General features: G+C 54.1%; 19 protein-coding genes. 10 read left to right on the top strand and 9 right to left on the bottom strand.

All coding sequences use genetic code 11. From position 1 onward, the window contains the following. Nucleotides 1–3: 3 nt before the first annotated feature. A complete protein-coding gene (locus ACOTZB_RS20375) occupies nt 4–1,569 on the bottom strand; it encodes an EAL domain-containing protein (protein ID WP_047653098.1) in 1,566 nt (521 codons plus the stop codon). A 646-nt stretch (nt 1,570–2,215) separates the two neighbouring features. On the opposite strand from ACOTZB_RS20375, the gene ACOTZB_RS20370 reads away from it, so the two are divergent. Then, entirely contained in the window at nt 2,216–2,497 is a 282-nt protein-coding gene (locus ACOTZB_RS20370; protein ID WP_008503385.1) for a YjcB family protein, read from the top strand. A 62-nt stretch (nt 2,498–2,559) separates the two neighbouring features. Here ACOTZB_RS20370 and ssb1 read toward each other — a convergent pair whose 3' ends face one another. Then, nucleotides 2,560–3,090, bottom strand: coding sequence for a single-stranded DNA-binding protein SSB1 (gene ssb1, locus ACOTZB_RS20365; RefSeq protein ID WP_023310055.1), 531 nt, complete (start codon nt 3,088–3,090; stop codon nt 2,560–2,562). Between the two features lie 251 nt (nt 3,091–3,341). On the opposite strand from ssb1, the gene uvrA reads away from it, so the two are divergent. Then, nucleotides 3,342–6,164, top strand: a complete 2,823-nt coding sequence (gene uvrA / locus ACOTZB_RS20360) for an excinuclease ABC subunit UvrA (protein WP_126331174.1) — start codon at nt 3,342–3,344, stop codon at nt 6,162–6,164. 3 nt (nt 6,165–6,167) lie between these two features. Here the strand turns inward: uvrA and ACOTZB_RS20355 are convergent, their stop codons facing one another. The 4 genes from ACOTZB_RS20355 to tyrB form a co-directional block, all read right to left on the bottom strand. Then, on the bottom strand, nt 6,168–6,521 hold the full coding sequence (locus ACOTZB_RS20355) for an MmcQ/YjbR family DNA-binding protein (protein ID WP_023310053.1): 354 nt from the start codon (nt 6,519–6,521) through the stop codon (nt 6,168–6,170). A 2-nt stretch (nt 6,522–6,523) separates the two neighbouring features. Next, a complete protein-coding gene (locus ACOTZB_RS20350; protein ID WP_023310052.1) occupies nt 6,524–6,940 on the bottom strand; it encodes a secondary thiamine-phosphate synthase enzyme YjbQ in 417 nt (138 codons plus the stop codon). Nucleotides 6,941–7,053: 113 nt separating this feature from the next. After that, nucleotides 7,054–7,767, bottom strand: coding sequence for an acid phosphatase AphA (gene aphA / locus ACOTZB_RS20345; protein ID WP_045355260.1), 714 nt, complete (start codon nt 7,765–7,767; stop codon nt 7,054–7,056). Between the two features lie 320 nt (nt 7,768–8,087). Then, nucleotides 8,088–9,281: an aromatic amino acid transaminase gene (gene tyrB / locus ACOTZB_RS20340; protein ID WP_421628377.1), complete on the bottom strand. Its 1,194-nt coding sequence runs from the start codon at nt 9,279–9,281 to the stop codon at nt 8,088–8,090. Nucleotides 9,282–9,487: 206 nt separating this feature from the next. On the opposite strand from tyrB, the gene ACOTZB_RS20335 reads away from it, so the two are divergent. The 6 genes from ACOTZB_RS20335 (at nt 9,488) to ACOTZB_RS20310 (ending at nt 12,437) form a co-directional block, all read left to right on the top strand. After that, on the top strand, nt 9,488–10,045 hold the full coding sequence (locus tag ACOTZB_RS20335; RefSeq protein WP_023334176.1) for a DUF2589 domain-containing protein: 558 nt from the start codon (nt 9,488–9,490) through the stop codon (nt 10,043–10,045). 75 nt (nt 10,046–10,120) lie between these two features. Beyond that, complete coding sequence (locus ACOTZB_RS20330) at nt 10,121–10,723, top strand: DUF2589 domain-containing protein (RefSeq protein ID WP_421628375.1); 603 nt, start codon at nt 10,121–10,123, stop codon at nt 10,721–10,723. Beyond that, nucleotides 10,723–11,172: a lysozyme gene (locus ACOTZB_RS20325; protein WP_421628373.1), complete on the top strand. Its 450-nt coding sequence runs from the start codon at nt 10,723–10,725 to the stop codon at nt 11,170–11,172. Before ACOTZB_RS20330 ends, ACOTZB_RS20325 begins: the two co-directional genes overlap by 1 nt. Nucleotides 11,173–11,190: 18 nt before the next feature. Continuing rightward, nucleotides 11,191–11,673 (top strand): ribonuclease, encoded by a 483-nt coding sequence (locus ACOTZB_RS20320; RefSeq protein ID WP_421628371.1) that lies wholly within the window; start codon nt 11,191–11,193, stop codon nt 11,671–11,673. Nucleotides 11,674–11,738: 65 nt separating this feature from the next. After that, on the top strand, nt 11,739–12,146 hold the full coding sequence (locus tag ACOTZB_RS20315; protein ID WP_033144411.1) for a hypothetical protein: 408 nt from the start codon (nt 11,739–11,741) through the stop codon (nt 12,144–12,146). Then, the gene (locus ACOTZB_RS20310; RefSeq protein WP_032662594.1) at nt 12,147–12,437 is read left to right on the top strand and encodes a hypothetical protein; all 291 of its coding nucleotides are present in this window, start codon (nt 12,147–12,149) and stop codon (nt 12,435–12,437) included. An 85-nt stretch (nt 12,438–12,522) separates the two neighbouring features. Here the strand turns inward: ACOTZB_RS20310 and ACOTZB_RS20305 are convergent, their stop codons facing one another. Next, the gene (locus tag ACOTZB_RS20305) at nt 12,523–13,116 is read right to left on the bottom strand and encodes a LuxR C-terminal-related transcriptional regulator (protein ID WP_421628369.1); all 594 of its coding nucleotides are present in this window, start codon (nt 13,114–13,116) and stop codon (nt 12,523–12,525) included. A gap of 317 nt (nt 13,117–13,433) precedes the next feature. On the opposite strand from ACOTZB_RS20305, the gene ACOTZB_RS20300 reads away from it, so the two are divergent. Next, a complete protein-coding gene (locus ACOTZB_RS20300; RefSeq protein ID WP_421628367.1) occupies nt 13,434–14,564 on the top strand; it encodes a hypothetical protein in 1,131 nt (376 codons plus the stop codon). 51 nt (nt 14,565–14,615) lie between these two features. Here ACOTZB_RS20300 and alr read toward each other — a convergent pair whose 3' ends face one another. Then, nucleotides 14,616–15,695, bottom strand: coding sequence for an alanine racemase (gene alr, locus ACOTZB_RS20295; RefSeq protein WP_421628365.1), 1,080 nt, complete (start codon nt 15,693–15,695; stop codon nt 14,616–14,618). Between the two features lie 16 nt (nt 15,696–15,711). Beyond that, the gene (dnaB, locus tag ACOTZB_RS20290) at nt 15,712–17,124 is read right to left on the bottom strand and encodes a replicative DNA helicase (protein ID WP_023310046.1); all 1,413 of its coding nucleotides are present in this window, start codon (nt 17,122–17,124) and stop codon (nt 15,712–15,714) included. 66 nt (nt 17,125–17,190) lie between these two features. Here dnaB and ACOTZB_RS20285 point away from each other — a divergent pair, with 66 nt between their 5' ends. Further along, nucleotides 17,191–18,174 (top strand): quinone oxidoreductase, encoded by a 984-nt coding sequence (locus ACOTZB_RS20285; protein ID WP_421628363.1) that lies wholly within the window; start codon nt 17,191–17,193, stop codon nt 18,172–18,174. The last annotated feature ends 150 nt before the right edge of the window (nt 18,175–18,324 follow it).

Below are 18,324 nucleotides of genomic sequence, written 5' to 3'. Positions count from 1 at the left end.
CCCTCAGTGCAAAGGCTGCTGCTGCCAGGTCATAAATTCCTGGGGCGGCATCGCTTTCGCGAAGTGCCATCCCTGACAAAACTGGACGCCGCGCTTCAACAGCCAGCTCACCTGCTCTGCCGTTTCTACCCCTTCCGCAATGGTTTTCAGCCGCAGGCTCTGCGCCATCTCGATAATGTGCTCGGCGATCAGGTGGCTGGTGCTGTTGGTCGTTAAGGTATCGATAAACGATTTATCGATTTTCAGAATATCCACGTTCAGCGAGTAGAGGTTGTGCAGGTTCGAGTAGCCGGTACCGAAATCATCGATCGCGACTTCGTAACCCGCCTGACGGAAAGCCTGAATCACCGGCGTGGTTTTTGGCACATCGATAAAACCGCGCTCCGTCACTTCTATTTTGATTTGCTGCGCACGGACGGCGTAGTGGCGGGCCTTGTCGGAAATCATGGCAATCAGTCGCGAAGAGTGGAAATCCGTGGCCGACAGGTTAATCGAAATATAGAGATGCGGATGCTCGGCCAGGAAATGGCCCAGATCGTTGAACACCTCCTCAACGACATAGTCCGTAATCCGCTCGCTCATACCTTCATTTTCTGCCAGCGGAATAAATTCAGCCGGGCTCATCACCTGCCCGTTAAAGCCAGGCCAGCGTAACAATGCCTCCGCGCCTACACACCGGTTGTTCTTGATATCGATAATCGGCTGATAGTGGACGCAAAGCTGTCGTTTGTTCAGCGCCCGGTGCAGTAAGCGCCCCGGCGAATTGAGCTCACGATGGGTACGGGACCATACCAGCAAAATAATAATGCTGCAGATCATGCCCAGCGGTAGCGTCAACGTCGCCTGGTGATAAAGCGTTTCATAAAAGCGTTTATTTGATGTCGACACAATGGCCGCAATTGGTCTTTTGGGGGATGTTACGATCGTATAAAAGCGGTTATCTTTTTGAAATACCGATTCCTTATCCCGAATCATCGAATTTAATAAAGAAACATTGGCTTTCTGACTGACCGAAAAGAAAGCATTGGTTACCGTGTCGTACACACCCCAGGAGAGAGAATGATCCGCGGACATGACTTCGCTGTATGAAAGCGGGTTGACGACCACCACATAATTTCCGCGCTGCATATATGTCATTTTATAGCCAGTATAAAATGGGGTATCGCGATAATAATAGATAGCGACGTCTGGTTTACGCGTGTAATTAGCGACAGGAATGGCGTAGGGGTGATCCGGTGTAAAAACGGTCGAACAAAGAAAATTCTGACCTTCAGCGTAAATTAAATCGGCGACAAACAGGCGGCCACGAACAACGTTCAGCATATATTGACGGTGTCCCGGCGTGCAAAGCTCGCCCTGATATTTTACAGCCTCGTCCCTGGCCAGCTCAACCTGTTGAATAACCAGCTCTGTTTTGTCTAAAGCCAGTTCAGCAAATGTGCGTAGCTGGGCGCTTGTTTCAGACACGGCTCGTAGCTGGGCAAACCATAGCGCAAGCATCACCGGCAGCATAACTACCATGATGATCCCTACCACCCTGAGCATTTTGCGCCGCGCGCTACGATTCATTTCCCGCCCTATATCCCTGCATGTTGTACGCCTGTAGTAATGAAGGCCGGATGCTTTGTTAAACAGGTGATTACGTTGCATGAATCATGCGAAGTTAGCAACTGACTTTTAGTATTAAAAATCTTAAATTTCGTTATGACGATAATATTTTCCCGTAAGTTAAACTGTAAGTATTCGTTCCGTTTCAATTAAGGAAAATAATTATCCAGCCCGCCGGGGCAGGCGGGAAGATAACACAACAGACGATCGTTGATTAAGCCAAATGTCTGACAGCATGAAAAAAGTACAACTTCACCATGACGTTTTATGCTATTTGCTCTGAGATATTGTGTTCGTTGATTTATAAATAATCAGTCTTCGCCACACTATTTTCAGGATTGGCACAGAATAATGTCCCCACTTATAAGAACTGAATTTGAGTTAGTCCCACTTGCCCGAAGGGTGCTTCCTGCACGCAGTGGGTCTGCCTTCTCATGCGCCGAGGCCGGGTCTGCCTGCTCAATCGCCTTTCCTGAGGAATAAAATCCTCTTTTTTGATCGCACAGATACTGGCGAATAAATCAACAAATGTGATATAGTTCACACATATTTTGTAACGAGAAACACCGTTTCATTCAGTTCGTCTGTTTTATAGAGGATGGGTTTTATGGCAACCATTACCACCAGCATGGTTCTCCTGCGCTGGCCTTTGTTGAGTGCGGTACTGATGTTTTTAGCCAGCACGCTGAACATTCAGTTTCGTAAATCTGACTATGCGGGTCTTGCTGTCATCAGCACCCTGCTGGGGCTGGGCGCAGCCTGCTGGTTTGCAACGGGCCTGCTTGGCATCACCCTGCTGGATATCGCCGCCGTCTGGGAAAATATTAAAGTGGTGATGGTTGAGGCGATGAGCCACACGCCGCCAGACTGGCCGATGGTGATTACCTGATCCCTTCCGGAATAAAAAAACCCAGACGCTAGTCTGGGTTTTTTGTTTTCAGCGCGCGGAAATCAGAACGGAATGTCGTCGTCGAAATCCATTGGCGGTTCGTTAGACGGTGCCGGAGCAGACTGCTGCTGCGGACGAGACTGCGCGCCGCCGCTGAACTGGTTGCCGCCCTGCGGCTGCTGAGGCTGACCCCAACCGCCCTGCTGCTGGCTCTGACCGCCACCTGCCGGTGCGCCACCGCCCTGACGGCCACCCAGCATCTGCATGGTGCCGCCCACGTTGACCACGACTTCCGTGGTGTACTTCTCAGCGCCGGACTGATCGGTCCATTTGCGGGTACGCAGCTGGCCTTCGATATAGACCTGAGAACCTTTACGCAGATACTCACCGGCCACTTCTGCCAGTTTGCCAAACAGCACTACACGGTGCCATTCGGTCTGCTCTTTCATCTCACCGGTCGCTTTATCACGCCAGGATTCGGAAGTAGCCAGCGTAATGTTGGCAACTGCGCCACCACTCGGCATGTAGCGTACTTCCGGGTCCTGGCCCAGATTACCGACGAGAATCACCTTGTTTACGCCTCTGCTGGCCATGTTCGTGTCTCCTGAATACGTTTCTTAATAGTGTAAACGCGCGAGTGTACCATTTCCACGCCGCAATTTGCATAGTTGCGTAGTCGGTTCAGAAATCTCTCGCGAACTCGACATTGTTACACAACCAATCAGAAAATGCATTCCAATACTGTATATTCAAACAGGTCAAATTGTGTCATAATTAGCCGTTTCTGACAGCCGTTTGTCCTTCAAACAAACCAGGCAATCCGTGTTCCAACCGGGAAAGGTGAATGGATAAGATCGAAGTTCGGGGCGCCCGCACCCACAATCTCAAGAATATCAACCTCATAATCCCTCGCGACAAACTCATTGTCGTGACCGGGCTTTCGGGGTCTGGCAAATCCTCACTGGCTTTCGACACTCTGTATGCCGAAGGACAGCGTCGTTACGTTGAATCGCTCTCTGCGTACGCGCGTCAGTTCCTGTCGCTGATGGAAAAACCGGATGTCGACCACATTGAAGGGTTGTCCCCTGCTATCTCTATTGAGCAGAAGTCCACCTCGCATAACCCGCGTTCAACGGTCGGTACCATTACCGAAATTCATGACTACCTGCGTCTGCTGTATGCCCGCGTGGGCGAGCCGCGCTGCCCGGACCACGACGTCCCGCTGGCGGCACAGACCGTGAGCCAGATGGTGGATAACGTGCTGTCGCAGCCGGAAGGCAAACGCCTGATGCTGCTGGCGCCAATCATTAAAGAGCGTAAGGGCGAACACACCAAAACGCTGGAAAACCTGGCAAGCCAGGGCTATATCCGCGCCCGTATTGACGGCGAGGTGTGTGACCTGTCCGACCCGCCCAAGCTGGAACTGCAGAAGAAGCACACCATCGAGGTGGTGATTGACCGCTTCAAGGTGCGCGACGATCTCGCCACGCGCCTGGCGGAATCCTTTGAAACGGCGTTGGAACTCTCTGGCGGCACGGCCGTGGTCTCCGATATGGACGACCCAAAAGCGGAAGAGCTGCTCTTCTCCGCCAACTTCGCCTGCCCGATTTGCGGCTACAGCATGCGCGAGCTTGAGCCGCGCCTGTTCTCATTCAACAACCCGGCGGGCGCGTGCCCGACGTGTGACGGTCTGGGCGTGCAGCAGTATTTCGACCCGGACCGCGTGATCCAGAATCCGGAGCTGTCCCTGGCGGGCGGCGCCATTCGCGGCTGGGACAAGCGTAACTTCTATTACTTCCAGATGCTGAAATCGCTGGCGGAGCACTACAAGTTCGACGTCGAAGCCCCGTGGGCGAGCCTGACCCCGAACGTGCACAAAGTGATCCTGTTCGGTTCCGGCAAAGAGAACATCGAGTTCAAGTATATGAACGATCGCGGCGATACCTCCGTGCGTCGCCACCCGTTCGAAGGGGTGCTGCACAACATGGAGCGCCGCTACAAAGAGACCGAATCCAGCGCGGTGCGCGAGGAGCTGGCGAAATTCATCAGCAACCGCTCCTGCGCAACCTGTGAGGGCACGCGTCTGCGTCGCGAAGCGCGCCACGTGTTTGTGGAAAACACGGCGCTGCCGACCATCTCAGACATGAGCATCGGCCACGCGATGGACTTCTTCAACAACCTGAAGCTCTCCGGCCAGCGCGCGAAAATCGCCGAAAAAGTGCTGAAAGAGATTGGCGATCGCCTGAAGTTCCTCGTGAACGTCGGCCTGAACTACCTGACGCTTTCCCGCTCGGCAGAAACGCTCTCCGGCGGTGAAGCCCAGCGTATCCGTCTGGCGAGCCAGATTGGCGCGGGCCTGGTGGGCGTGATGTACGTGCTGGACGAGCCGTCCATCGGCCTGCACCAGCGCGACAACGAGCGCCTGCTCGGCACGCTGGTCCACCTGCGCAACCTCGGCAACACGGTGATTGTGGTCGAGCACGACGAAGACGCCATTCGCGCCGCTGACCACGTGATCGACATTGGCCCAGGCGCTGGCGTGCACGGCGGGCAGGTGGTTGCTGAAGGGACGCTGAAGGACATCATGGCGGTACCCGAATCGCTGACCGGTCAGTTCATGAGCGGCAAGCGCAAGATTGAAGTACCAAAACAGCGCGTGGCGGCGAACCCGGAAAAAGTGCTGAAGCTGACCGGCGCGCGCGGCAACAACCTGAAAGACGTCACCCTGACGCTGCCGGTTGGCCTGTTTACCTGCATCACCGGCGTGTCCGGTTCCGGTAAATCGACGCTGATCAACGATACGCTGTTCCCGATTGCGCAGACGGCGCTGAACGGCGCGACGCTGGCCGAGCCTGCACCGTACCGCGACATCCAGGGGCTGGAGCATTTCGATAAGGTTATCGACATTGACCAGAGCCCGATTGGCCGTACCCCGCGCTCTAACCCGGCAACCTATACCGGCGTCTTTACGCCCGTACGTGAACTGTTCGCCGGTGTGCCGGAAGCGCGCTCCCGCGGCTATACGCCAGGACGTTTCAGCTTTAACGTTCGCGGTGGTCGCTGCGAAGCGTGCCAGGGCGACGGCGTGATCAAGGTTGAGATGCACTTCCTGCCGGATATCTACGTGCCGTGCGACCAGTGCAAAGGCAAGCGCTATAACCGCGAAACGCTGGAGATTAAGTACAAGGGCAAGACCATCCACGAAGTGCTGGACATGACCATCGAAGAGGCGCGCGAATTCTTTGATGCCGTCCCTGCGCTGGCGCGTAAGCTGCAGACGCTGATGGACGTAGGCCTGACCTACATTCGTCTGGGACAGTCCGCCACCACGCTGTCCGGCGGTGAAGCGCAGCGCGTGAAGCTGGCGCGTGAACTGTCAAAACGCGGCACCGGTCAGACGCTGTACATCCTGGATGAGCCAACCACCGGCCTGCACTTTGCCGATATCCAGCAGCTGCTCGAGGTTCTGCATCAGCTCAGAGACCAGGGCAACACTATCGTGGTCATCGAGCATAACCTGGACGTGATTAAAACCGCGGACTGGATTGTCGATCTCGGTCCGGAAGGCGGCAGCGGCGGCGGTGAAATTCTCGTCTCCGGTACGCCAGAGACCGTTGCAGAGTGCGAAGCGTCGCACACCGCGCGCTTCCTTAAACCGTTGCTGTAATTGTCACACGGAGAGTTGCTGTCGGGTGGTTTCCGGCAGCAGCTCAACCGCCTGCTGATAGGACGCGTCCACCAGGTAGTAAATCTGCGAGCCAGGAATCGATCCATCCAGATAGACGGTGCTCCAGTGCGCCTTATTGAGGTGCTTGCTCGGCCTCACGTCATCATGCTGTTGACGTAGCAAATCCGCCAGTTCAGGGCTGGTTTTCAGCGACGCCGCCGGACGGCCTTCCACCTCTTTCACCATCGCAAACAGCACATCACCCACCTTAATCTGCGTGGCTTTCCAGTCGCTGTGGACGCTCTGCTCCGCGCCGGGCTTGCTCATGCAGTACTGTAGTATCTCCGAAATTGTCATCTTTATTCCCCTTGTAGCGTGGCGATAATTTTACGCGAACCACCGTGAATGCGATGCTCTCCCAGCCAGATCCCCTGCCACGTTCCCAACAGCAACCGCCCGTTGTGAACCGGCAGCATCAACGATACGCCCAGCAGGGAGGATTTAATATGCGAAGGCATATCGTCCGCCCCCTCATAGTCATGCTCGTAAGGCGCGTTGTCCGGGACGCTCTTCAGAAAATGGTGCTCCATGTCGGACCGGACGGTGGGATCGCAATTTTCATTAAGCGTGAGAGAGGCGGACGTGTGCTGAAGCAGCAGATGCAGCAAACCCGTTTTCACCCGCGACAGGTCGCGGAGTTGCCCGATGACTTCATCCGTCACCAGGTGAAATCCGCGTGGTTTAGCGCTTAAGGTCAGGGTCTGTTGGTACCACATGTGCTGCTCCGTGATGAAAGATGAATCTTTCTAAGTGTGCAGCAAGAAGACGAAAGGTAAAACCCGCAGCAGCGAGATTTGATTAAAAAAGAGTCAAACCCGCTGCCATGCACTTAATACTCCGAATTGACGATCACCTCTTCGCCAAACTTTCCGGCCATCGGAAGCGGTCGATAGGTCGAGTTAGAGGCGCGCAACACCCTGATCCCTCTGGCTCCCACGTCATGCGCGGCGGTGATGTCGTTATCCGAATCGCCGTAGAATACTTTGATATTTTTCTTTTCCAGCCACTGGGTTTTGGTGTTTTGCCCTTCTTTGTCACCGGCAAAAATGACCGGATTCATGCTGGTTGCCGGGATCTGGAAATCATCCTGCAGCGTTTTAGAGACGGTTTCGGTTTTGGTCTGACTGCGGCCGGTAACAAAGTAGATGCTGTCACCGCGCTTCACGTGCATGGCAATAAGCGCACGGGCAACCTCTTTCGGGATGCTGAATTCGTCCCAACCGTTATTCATTTTTTCCCAGAATTCCGGGTTCTTCAGATACGCTTCGCTGTCGGGTGAATACGTTTTCTTCCCGCGCCAGAAGCCGGGGCTTGAGAACAGCACTGTATCGTCAATGTCAAAACCCACGGCCATTGGCGGGCGGCCGATCAGGCTGTTTTCGATTTGGGCCACGGAAACCCAGTGAATGGGTGCCTGCTCGGCGAGAATGGCGGCGGTGGTGCCGGTGTAAAGCGGCGTCGGGGCAGAAGCTCGCGCGACGACGGCGCTATTAAGCGAGAACAATAAGCAGGCGGCGCTGAGCGCCAGTGTGATCTTGCGCATATTTTCCCCTGAATATTCAGTTTGTTATCGTTTTAATTTGAGTAGATGGTCAAAAAACTATCCGACCATAACCCCAGCGGGAGGTGAAGGGAAGGAGTTTTTGCTTATGAAGCTGAATAAAAAGAAGACGATCACAAAGCGCCGGGCAAGGTTTTTGTGCGACCAGATGCCCTCACCCCAGCCCTCTCCCATAGGGAGAGGGAGAACACCCAGCCCGCAGGCCCGGTAAGCGAAGCGCCACCGGGCAAGGTTTCTGTGCGGCCAGATGCCCTCACCCCGCCCCTCTCCTACAGGGAGAGGGGGAAGCGAATAGTAAGTACTTACATTACAGCAGCAAAGGCCTGCGCCACGCGATGAACGTTGCTGGCATTCAGTCCCGCCACGCACATACGGCCGCTGGCGATCAGGTAGACGCCGAACTCTTCACGCAGACGATCGACCTGCGCCGCGCTCAGACCGGTATAGCTGAACATCCCGCGCTGCTTGAGCAGATAGCCGAAGTTATGCCCCGGCACCGCCTCTTTCAGCACGTTAACCAGCTCCTGTCGCATGGACAGGATGCGCTTACGCATCGCTTCCACTTCGGCAAGCCAGGACGCTTTCAGCTGTTCGTCACCGAGAACCGTCGCCACCACCTGCGCACCAAAGTTTGGCGGGCTGGAGTAAATGCGGCGTACCGTCGCCTTCAGCTGGCCGAGCACGCGACCCGCCGCTTCGGCGTCTTCACAGACCACGGACAGACCGCCAACGCGTTCACCGTACAGGGAGAAGATTTTAGAGAAGGAGTTGCTGACCAGCGCTGGCAGCCCGGCGCTGGCCACGGCGCGGATGGCGTAAGCATCTTCTTCCATACCCGCGCCAAAGCCCTGGTAGGCGATGTCGAGGAACGGAATCAGGTCGCGGGCTTTCAGTACCTCAATCACCGCATCCCACTGGGCGTTGGTGAGATCCGCACCGGTCGGGTTATGGCAGCATGGGTGCAGCAGCACAATGCTGCGCGCCGGCAGGGTGTTCAGTTTTTCCAGCAGCGCTTCGACGCGCACGCCGTTCGTTTCGCTGTCGAACCACGGATAGGTCGCCACGTTGAAACCTGCGCCCTCGAAGATCGCAACGTGGTTTTCCCACGTCGGGTCACTGACCCACACGCCTGAATCCGGGAAATATTTTTTCAGGAAGTCTGCACCCACTTTCAGCGCACCCGAGCCGCCCAGCGTCTGGATGGTCGCCACACGTTTTTGCGCGTGCACCGCGTGATCGGCACCAAACAGCAACGGTGCGATGGTGTTGCGGTAGGCGTTTAAGCCTTCCATCGGCAGATAAAGAGAAGCACCGTGTGGAACAGCGTTCAGACGCGTTTCGGCTTCGGCAACGGCTTTTAATTGAGGAATGATGCCATCCTCGTTGTAGTACAGACCGATGCTGAGATTCACTTTGTCGCTGCGAGGATCTTCTTTGAAACGCTCCATTAAGGAGAGGATAGGGTCGCCGGCATAGGCGTCAACTTTCTGAAACACGCGATGGTTCTCCGGAATTCGATGAGGCAGGGATTTCAACAATAAACTGGAATATCACTCAACACCACCCCTTAAGATTATCCTGCGATCGGCATAGGTTTTTTGCGTCCTCTCGCCATGACATTTACCCAATATTTTCCCCTTCTCGCTTTCCGTAATGTGGCTCCTGCGCAACCGCGCATTCACTGATTCAAGGAGTTCACATCATGGATTCACAATTTATTGGTTCAGTTATTAACGCCCTGCCGCTGGAACATATGATCGGCGGTCCGCTGCAGGCGATGATCAAAGCACAGGTCCAGGCGAGCAAGGCCTATACCGACTTTCTGCTCTCCGTCTGTATTAAAGACGGCAAAGCTGTCGCGATCGAGTTCGATTACGACGAAACCGTGGTAGACGAACAGGGGGTCAATAAAGGTAGCGTGACCCGCAAGATGAGTATTCCGCTCCTGGCGGCGGTCACCCACCCCATCATCTGCATCGAGGACGGCACTATCGACTTTGAGCTGGAAGTGAGCCAGAGCGAAGCCAGTTCCAGCAGCACCGAAGCGGAGGCCTCCGTGGAAGCGTCCGTCGGCTGGGGCGTATTCAAAGCGAAAATGACCGGCAAAGTCTCCCATAAATCGGAGCAGACCCGTTCGACCGATACACGCGCGAAATATTCCATTCATACCCAGATTAAACGCCAGGAGCCACCTGAAGCTCTGCAGCGCGTGATTGATTACCTGACCAACGCCAAAACCAAGCCTGTCGCCGCGCAATAATCTTCCACGCCGCGACATACGTGCGATTCCGTAACGCAGGGGCTACCCGGGTAGCCCTTTTTCCAGGAGCGAAATATGTCTTTTAAAAAATGGCTGCGCGGCGGCAAGGATGAGGAGCCGGAAAACAGGGCGGGCAAAGAGGATCAAGGCACGCCGCCGGCACAGGAAAACACGCCTCCAGCGCCTCCAGCCGATATTCCCGGCGTGCCGATCTCGCTTGAAGATATCACGCGTGGGATGCAGTACGCGGCCACTGCGGCCAACGAACTGATTGCTCAGCAGTATATGAAGGCGCTGGATCCCTTTTTCGAACCCGCAGAAGACGGTTCGTTAATTCCACGCACGGTACAGCTGGCGCTGGATGAAAAGCACTACTTTGACCTGCCCTTAGTCGCGCTTTCGACACCGCGCGGGCTGATGCTGGAAAAGATGAAGGTCAACCTGACGATCCGTACGGAAGGCATGCAGGCGCCTTCCCGCCAGTCCGGTGAAAACGAATTTGGCCGCTTTCACGTCAGCCTTTCGCCTTCCAGCGATAACAAAGGCGGGCGTGACAGCCGCCACGTCGATGTAGAGATGCAATTTACCGCACTTGAGCCACCGGAAAGCGTCATGCGTTTGATTGACGAATACACCAACAAGGTGATTCCCCGTCCGAAAGCAGAGGAGACTCCCTAATGCAAAAACAACCAGAACGTACAGGTGACAAGGGCATTCAGCTTATTTGCCAGTTTGAAGGGCTGAGGCTGGAGCGTTATCGCGATGCCGTAGGTTTATGGACCATCGGCTACGGCCATTTGATCCTCAAAGAGGAAATGGAAAAGCTCACCAAAATTACCACCGGTGAAGCCAAAGATCTGCTGCGCAAAGATCTGAAACGCACCGAGGACGGCGTGAAAAAACTACTGAGCAGCGCTTCGACACAGAACCAATTCGACGCGCTGGTTTCGTTCGCCTTCAACCTTGGCGTGGGCAATTTAAAGAAATCCACGCTGCTCAAAAAATTCAACGCAGGCGATATCCAGGGCGCCGCACTGCAGTTCAAAAGCTGGAATAAGGCAGGTGGTAAGGTTTTGACCGGGCTTACCCGACGCCGTGAAGCGGAAATGAAGCTATTTCTTAGTTAATTCAACAGGAAAATTACAATGAAACCACTATCCATAGTGAAAATGGCCGTACTGTCTGTTTCGTTATTCACCGTGTTACAGGCAACCGCCGCCATGCCAACCTGCGAAGAGGAAATAAAGGAAGCCAACGCCTTTTTATCTTCTCAGGGTATGGTGCCCGTCAATAACGTGACCGATCTGGCGACAACGCTTCGTCATATAAAAAATTTTGGGCGCCTGCCCGATCGCTATATCACCTCGGAGGAGGCTAAACGCCTCGGCTGGTCGGGAAGTGAAAGCGAATCGCTTTGGGGAGTGAAACTCACCCATCAAAAATGGATCGGTGGCGATAAATACAGCCATCGCGCTCTTCCTGCCAGTCAGCCATGGCTTAGCGCGGATGTGGATGTCGTGAAGGGGTATCGCTCTCCCAAGCGTTTGATTTACAGCCTGTCAGGGCAACAGCGCTTTATTACAACCGATAAGTATCAGCATATTGTTGAGCTGGATCCCTGCCAATAATAAGCGCCCGTTACGATAATAAATCCCCTTTTCCGAGGGGATTTATCCTTGCAGAGGATGAACGTATGTCTGACATCTATCTCCCGACCCTCATCAGTGAAGCCTTGCTGGCTTTTTCAGGTTTATTTGGCGGCGTCAGTATCTCGTTTTTCTGGCAACCGCAGCGATTGCACCAGCACAGCCGATTTATGGCAGGCATTATTTTTGGTGGAATCAGCATGGGTGCGGCCGTCGCATTAGGTGGATTAGCAGCCCGCTGGTTAAAGATAGACCTTAATCAGGCCGATATCACGCTTGGTTTAGGGTATATCCTCGGGGCAATGAGTAATGGCCTGATCGTCTGGCTGGCAAACTTTTTTCGCCGGCATGAACAACGCGATATTTTTGATGTTGCAAGCGTCATCAAAAGTAAAGTCAGACATGAATCACTTTCTCCGCCTGATTTAACCCACAACAAACCCGATGGAGAATAAATGCTTAACATAATGAATGGCTGGGTGCTTCCCTTTATTATCTTCGTCGACCTGATAACATCGCTGCTGATTTTGTTTGCCGCCTATAGCCGAAGAGTCCATGCCCTGCCGGTAATGTGTAAAATTGGCTTAGCCGCCCTCGCCTTTGGTTTTTTTGGTGAGAGCAGCTTAAACATGAAATTTATTCTTACCGGTGCTGATATACTGAGTGACAGTTTTCCATTCTGGCTATTGCAGGACTTCGGGACGCTGGTAGTGGTGATATATTATTTCAAATCTCAGTACCGTTAAAAAAACAAAGCGCAACAGAGGTCTGTCTGTTGCGCTTTTCTTTTAACGCATTTTGACTGCAGCCCTTCACTTTGCTGAAAAGCGGCTAATTAGACATATATTTAAAATAGAGCATTGCGGCCTGTGTCCGATTGTTGACCTGTAGTCGGTGAAAGATGGATTCCAGATGCACTTTGACCGTACCTGCGCTGATATTCAATTGCCGGCTGATCTGCTTATTTGTTCCTCCATTCGCCAGCAGCTTAAGAACTTCCTTCTGCCGACGACTCAGGGAATAGATTGGCAAACCGCCAGTGGGTTGTTCTCGCTGGACCACGGCTTGCTCCGGAAAACAGACCACCCCCGAGGAGACCATGCAAAGTATCTGGCTGATTTTCTCGGCGGGGAGATCCTTGGTAAAAATGCCCTTAATGCTTTGGCGGATGTAGAAGTTGAATATCTTATCCGTCGTTTTTCGTAACATCACCACGATCGGTAGCTCAGGCCAGTTTATCATCAAATTAGTGATAAAATCACGGCACTTCATTTCACCATCCAGCAAAATAATGCTGACCGGCATAGAGGTTAAAATTGCGTGCGCATCTTCAAAATTGTTCGCTGCAAAAACAGTGCATTCCGGCATTACGCGTTCCAGCTCTGTTTTCATACCGTGAATGAAGATCGGTAATTCATCGATCATTAATATATTCATCGTAGCATAACCCCGTGTGAAATCTATTTTCTTAGGTTATTCAACCAACTTATTCCGAAATTAAGTATGCGTGCTATTACAAAACTGTAAAAACAGCATTCGGCATAAGGCAAATGTCATATACCCAAAGCAAAAAGTTAAGCAGCACTACACATTAGACATAGCCATATTTAATTAAAAACGATCTTATCATTATCAAAAACAGCCTGGGCTTAATAGCATATTCCCCGAAAAATTGTTGACACGTATTATTTAACTGCACGCGTGCCATCTACCTACATATTAATATTTCAATGAGGTCATTTATGACAATACTAACAGTGTATTTCTGTGGTACTGGATCTAATAAATTTGATGAGTCTCATACTAATTACTGGAACGGCGAGCTCATCTCTTCTCTGGCAGCCAATAATAAGGGTAAAGAGTTCGCCGAATGGGTCATTCTTGATGGTCCGGGTAGCGGCAATCTACAAAGCGATGAGCTTTGGGTCAAAAGCGGAGAATATTCTCAGCTTCGCGCCCAGCTTCTGGGCAGCGGCTGGAATGAGAATGTTCAGCATGCGATCAATATTATCAAAGGACACGTTGACTGGCAGCGTGAGAAGCTCACAAAAGAAAACTATGAGCAGCTTAAAAAGGCGGGCGTACCGATTCAGGACGTTGAGGTTACCGGTTCCTTTTGGTGGCGCAAATATGACTATGGCGATCGTAAAGTGACCCAGCAGGCGCTGCAGCAGCAAATCATCAAAACCTTCCGTCAGGGGCAGATCCTGCCCACTCAGGTGAACCTTGTTGGGTGGAGCCGGGGCGGAATTAGCTGTCATATGCTTGCCAATGCAATGCTGGCCGATCCCCTTTTAACGACGATTCCGGTGAATATTTTTGCGGTCGATCCGGTTCCGGGCATGGGTAATTTCCAGGCGGACAAAGTTACTCTGGGCAGCAACGTGAAGGAGTATGTGGCTTTCTATGCCAGACATGAGCGATCAAAAGGTTTCTCGTGCGTCATTCCGCAGACCGATAGCGCGACAAAAGTCCATATTTATCCCATGTCTGGTCGCCACGCTACGCTGGTAGGGAATGCTTCGGCCAATGGGAATAGCGGGGAAAAAGTGGTCCATGAGCCCGGCACGATCGTGCGTCATTTCGCAGAAGTTTGCCTGCAAAGATGGGGCGTCACGTTGGATAAAAAGCTCAATCTGGATGGGGTGCAGCTGCTGGAACTGCATCAGGCCATTCAGCGCAACGCTCCGCTATTCGCCGAGATGCAGAAAAAGGTGTACACCATTTCGGAAAACGATGGGGGGGAGCGCTATGTCTCGCTGGGCAGCACCGGAAAACGGTTCTCGTCCATCCAGGGTTCGCGCTTCAGTCCGGAGTCAGGGCTCGCGTCGGATTATTTGACTAATCAGGCGATCTATAACGTGTTGAAATAAACGTTATGCGTCCAACGGCAGCTAATGCCGTTGGACGACTATCTGCGAGTCTCAGTCGATGTACTTCATCGCCACCCTTGACGTCAGGCGCGTGATAAGTTCGTAAGCACTCACTTTCGTAATTTCAGCAATACGTTCGACGGGCAGCCCCTCGCCCCACATCACCACATCGTCACCGGGCTTATCCTGGGCTTCAGGCCCCAGATCGACACAAATCATGTCCATTGCCACGCGGCCAACAATCTTCACCTCGCGACCGTTGACCAGAACCGGCGTACCCGACAGTGCGGCGCGCGGATAGCCGTCACCATAGCCCATCGCCACTACGCCGAGACGGGTGTCACGCTCGCTGGTCCAGGTACCGCCGTAGCCCACAGGCTCGCCCGCTTTATGGTCACGCACGGCAATCAGGTTAGAGACCAGCGACATGACCGGCTGGAAGCCAAAGTCCGGCCCCCAGGGTTTGTTCTCCAGCGGCGACACGCCGTAGAGAATAATGCCTGGTCGCGCCCAGTCGAAATGCGACTGCGGCCACAGCAGAATCCCGCCGGATGCCGCAATCGAGCGCATCCCCGGCTTGCCTTCGCAGAAGGTGTTAAAGATATCCAGCTGCCGCTCGGTCGCACCGCACTCGGGCTCATCGGCACGGGCGAAGTGGCTGACGATATTCACCGGCTGGCGCACGTTTTTGCACCGGCATAAACGCTGATAAAACGCTTCCGCGCTTTCCGGACGCACGCCCAGACGGTGCATGCCCGTGTCGAGCTTCATCCAGACGGTCACCGGCTCGCTCAGTTCGGCGGTTTCGAGTGCGGTTAGCTGTTCTTCGTTATGTACCGCGGTATGCAGATGCTGGTCAGCAATGGTCGGCAGATCGCTGGCTTCGAAAAAGCCTTCGAGGAGCAGTATGGGTTGAGTAATACCGCCCGCGCGCAGGCGGAGGGCTTCTTCAAGACGGGCGACGCCAAAGGCGTCGGCATCGGGGAGCGTTCGCGCGGTCTCAAGAAGACCGTGTCCGTAAGCGTTCGCTTTCACGACTGCAACGAGCTTGCTGGCAGGCGCCAGTTCACGCAGACGTTGCAGGTTGTGTCGCAGAGCGCGGCGGTTAATAACAACAGTTGCCGCTTGCATTTGAATTCCTTAGAAATTACTCATCATCATATTGAGGACCGGCATAGTTGTCGAAACGCGACCACTGTCCGTTAAAGGTCAGACGCACCGTCCCGATTGGGCCGTTACGTTGTTTACCAATAATAATTTCGGCGATCCCTTTCAGGTCGCTGTTCTCGTGATAAACCTCATCACGGTAGATAAACATGATTAAGTCGGCATCCTGCTCGATGGAGCCGGACTCACGCAGGTCAGAGTTGACCGGGCGCTTGTCGGCACGTTGTTCCAGAGAGCGGTTCAGCTGCGACAGCGCGACTACCGGTACGTGCAGCTCTTTGGCTAACGCCTTGAGCGAGCGGGAAATCTCCGCAATCTCAAGCGTACGGTTGTCGGAAAGCGACGGGACGCGCATCAGCTGAAGGTAGTCGATCATGATGAGGCCGATGCCACCGTGTTCACGGGCAATGCGGCGCGCGCGGGAGCGCACTTCCGTCGGCGTCAGGCCGGACGAGTCATCGATATAGATGTTACGTTTTTCCAGCAGAATGCCCATGGTGCCGGAGATGCGCGCCCAGTCTTCATCATCGAGCTGGCCGGTACGAATGCGGGTCTGATCTACGCGCGACAGCGACGCCAGAGAACGCATCATAATCTGCTCGGAGGGCATCTCAAGGCTGAAGATCAGCACCGGCTTATCCTGCAACATCGCCGCGTTTTCGACGAGGTTCATCGCAAAGGTAGTTTTACCCATCGACGGACGTGCGGCGACGATAATCAAATCCGACGGCTGCAGACCGGCGGTTTTCTTGTTCAAATCGTCATAGCCGGTGTTCACGCCGGTGACGCCATCGTGCGGCTGCTGGAACAGCTGTTCGATACGGGCCACGGTGGCGTCGAGGACATCGGCTATGTTTTTCGGGCCTTCGTCTTTATTGGCGCGGCTTTCGGCGATTTTAAAGACGCGGGATTCAGCCAGATCGAGCAGGTCTTCGCTGGTGCGCCCCTGCGGATCAAAACCGGCCTCGGCGATCTCATTCGCCACCGAAATCATCTCGCGGACGACGGCACGTTCGCGCACGATATCGGCATACGCGCTGATGTTCGCCGCACTAGGCGTGTTTTTTGACAGTTCCGCCAGATAGGCAAACCCGCCGCAGCTGTCGAGCTGACCAAGACGCTCCAGCGATTCCGCGAGCGTTATCAGGTCGATCGGGCTGCCCGACTCCTGCAGACGCGCCATTTCGGTAAAGATGTGGCGGTGCGGGCGGGTGTAGAAATCTTCCGCGACGACGCGCTCGGCGACGTCGTCCCAGCGCTCGTTATCCAGCATTAAACCGCCCAACACCGACTGTTCCGCTTCAATCGAGTGCGGCGGGACTTTTAACCCTGCGACCTGGAAATCACGCTCGCGAGGTTCAGTCTGTTTGTTGAAGGGTTTGTTTCCTGCCATAGTGAATGGAGTTACCGAGATAAAGAGTGGTTCGAAAGATTACCATATTTTTCTTACGGAGGGAGCATGGCAACGCGCATTGAATTCCAGAAACACGGTGGGCCGGACGTACTCAAAGCGGTGGAGTTTACCCCCACCGCGCCTGGCGAAAACGAAGTGCAGGTTGAAAACAAAGCCATCGGCATAAACTACATCGACACCTATATTCGCGGCGGTCTCTACCCGCCGCCGTCAATGCCGAGCGGCCTGGGCACCGAGGCGGCCGGTGTCGTCGTCAAAGTGGGCAGCGCGGTTAAGCATATTAAAGAGGGCGACCGCGTGGTGTACGCGCAGTCTGCGCTGGGCGCTTACAGCTCCGTTCACAACGTTCCGGCGGATAAAGCCGCCCTGCTGCCTAACGCTATCTCTTTTGAGCAGGCGGCGGCCTCGTTCCTGAAAGGTCTGACGGTTTATTACCTGCTGCGCAAAACCTATGAAATTAAGCCCGACGAGCAGTTCCTGTTCCATGCCGCAGCGGGTGGCGTCGGGCTCATCGCCTGTCAGTGGGCAAAGGCACTGGGCGCGAAGCTGATCGGCACCGTCGGAAATGCACAAAAAGCGCAGCGCGCGCTGCAGGCGGGCGCCTGGCAGGTGATTAACTATCGTGAAGAGAGCATTGTTGAGCGGCTGAAGGAGATCACCAGCGGCAAAAAAGTGCGCGTAGTGTATGACTCGGTGGGGAAAGACACGTGGGAAGCGTCGCTGGACTGTCTGCAGCGCCGTGGTCTGATGGTCAGCTTCGGCAATTCGTCAGGCGCGGTAACCGGCGTTAACCTCGGTATTCTGAATCAGAAAGGTTCGCTGTATGTGACTCGCCCTTCCCTGCAAGGATACATCACCAACCGGGAAGAACTTGAGGAAGCCAGCAACGAGCTGTTCTCGCTGATCGCCAGCGGCGTCATCAAAGTGGATGTGTCAGATGCGCAGAAATTCGCGCTGACCGATGCGCAGCGCGCGCATGAGGTGCTGGAGAGCCGGGCGACGCAGGGGTCGAGCTTGTTGATTCCCTGAGTCCCAAAAAGAAATTGGGCTTCCCGTGGGAAGCCCTTTCTTTTTTTAGTTCGGCTGTATGTAGGGTACAGCTCGATGAATTCTTTAACGGCAGTCATAGTGACAGATTCGATAACTAAATCCTATTCTGTTCTAAGCCATGCCGCCGGA

This window comes from Enterobacter cloacae complex sp. SHL020 (assembly GCF_049236945.1).
In the GTDB taxonomy this organism is placed as follows: domain Bacteria; phylum Pseudomonadota; class Gammaproteobacteria; order Enterobacterales; family Enterobacteriaceae; genus Enterobacter; species Enterobacter dykesii.
This window is presented reverse-complemented; position numbering and strand designations above follow the sequence as displayed.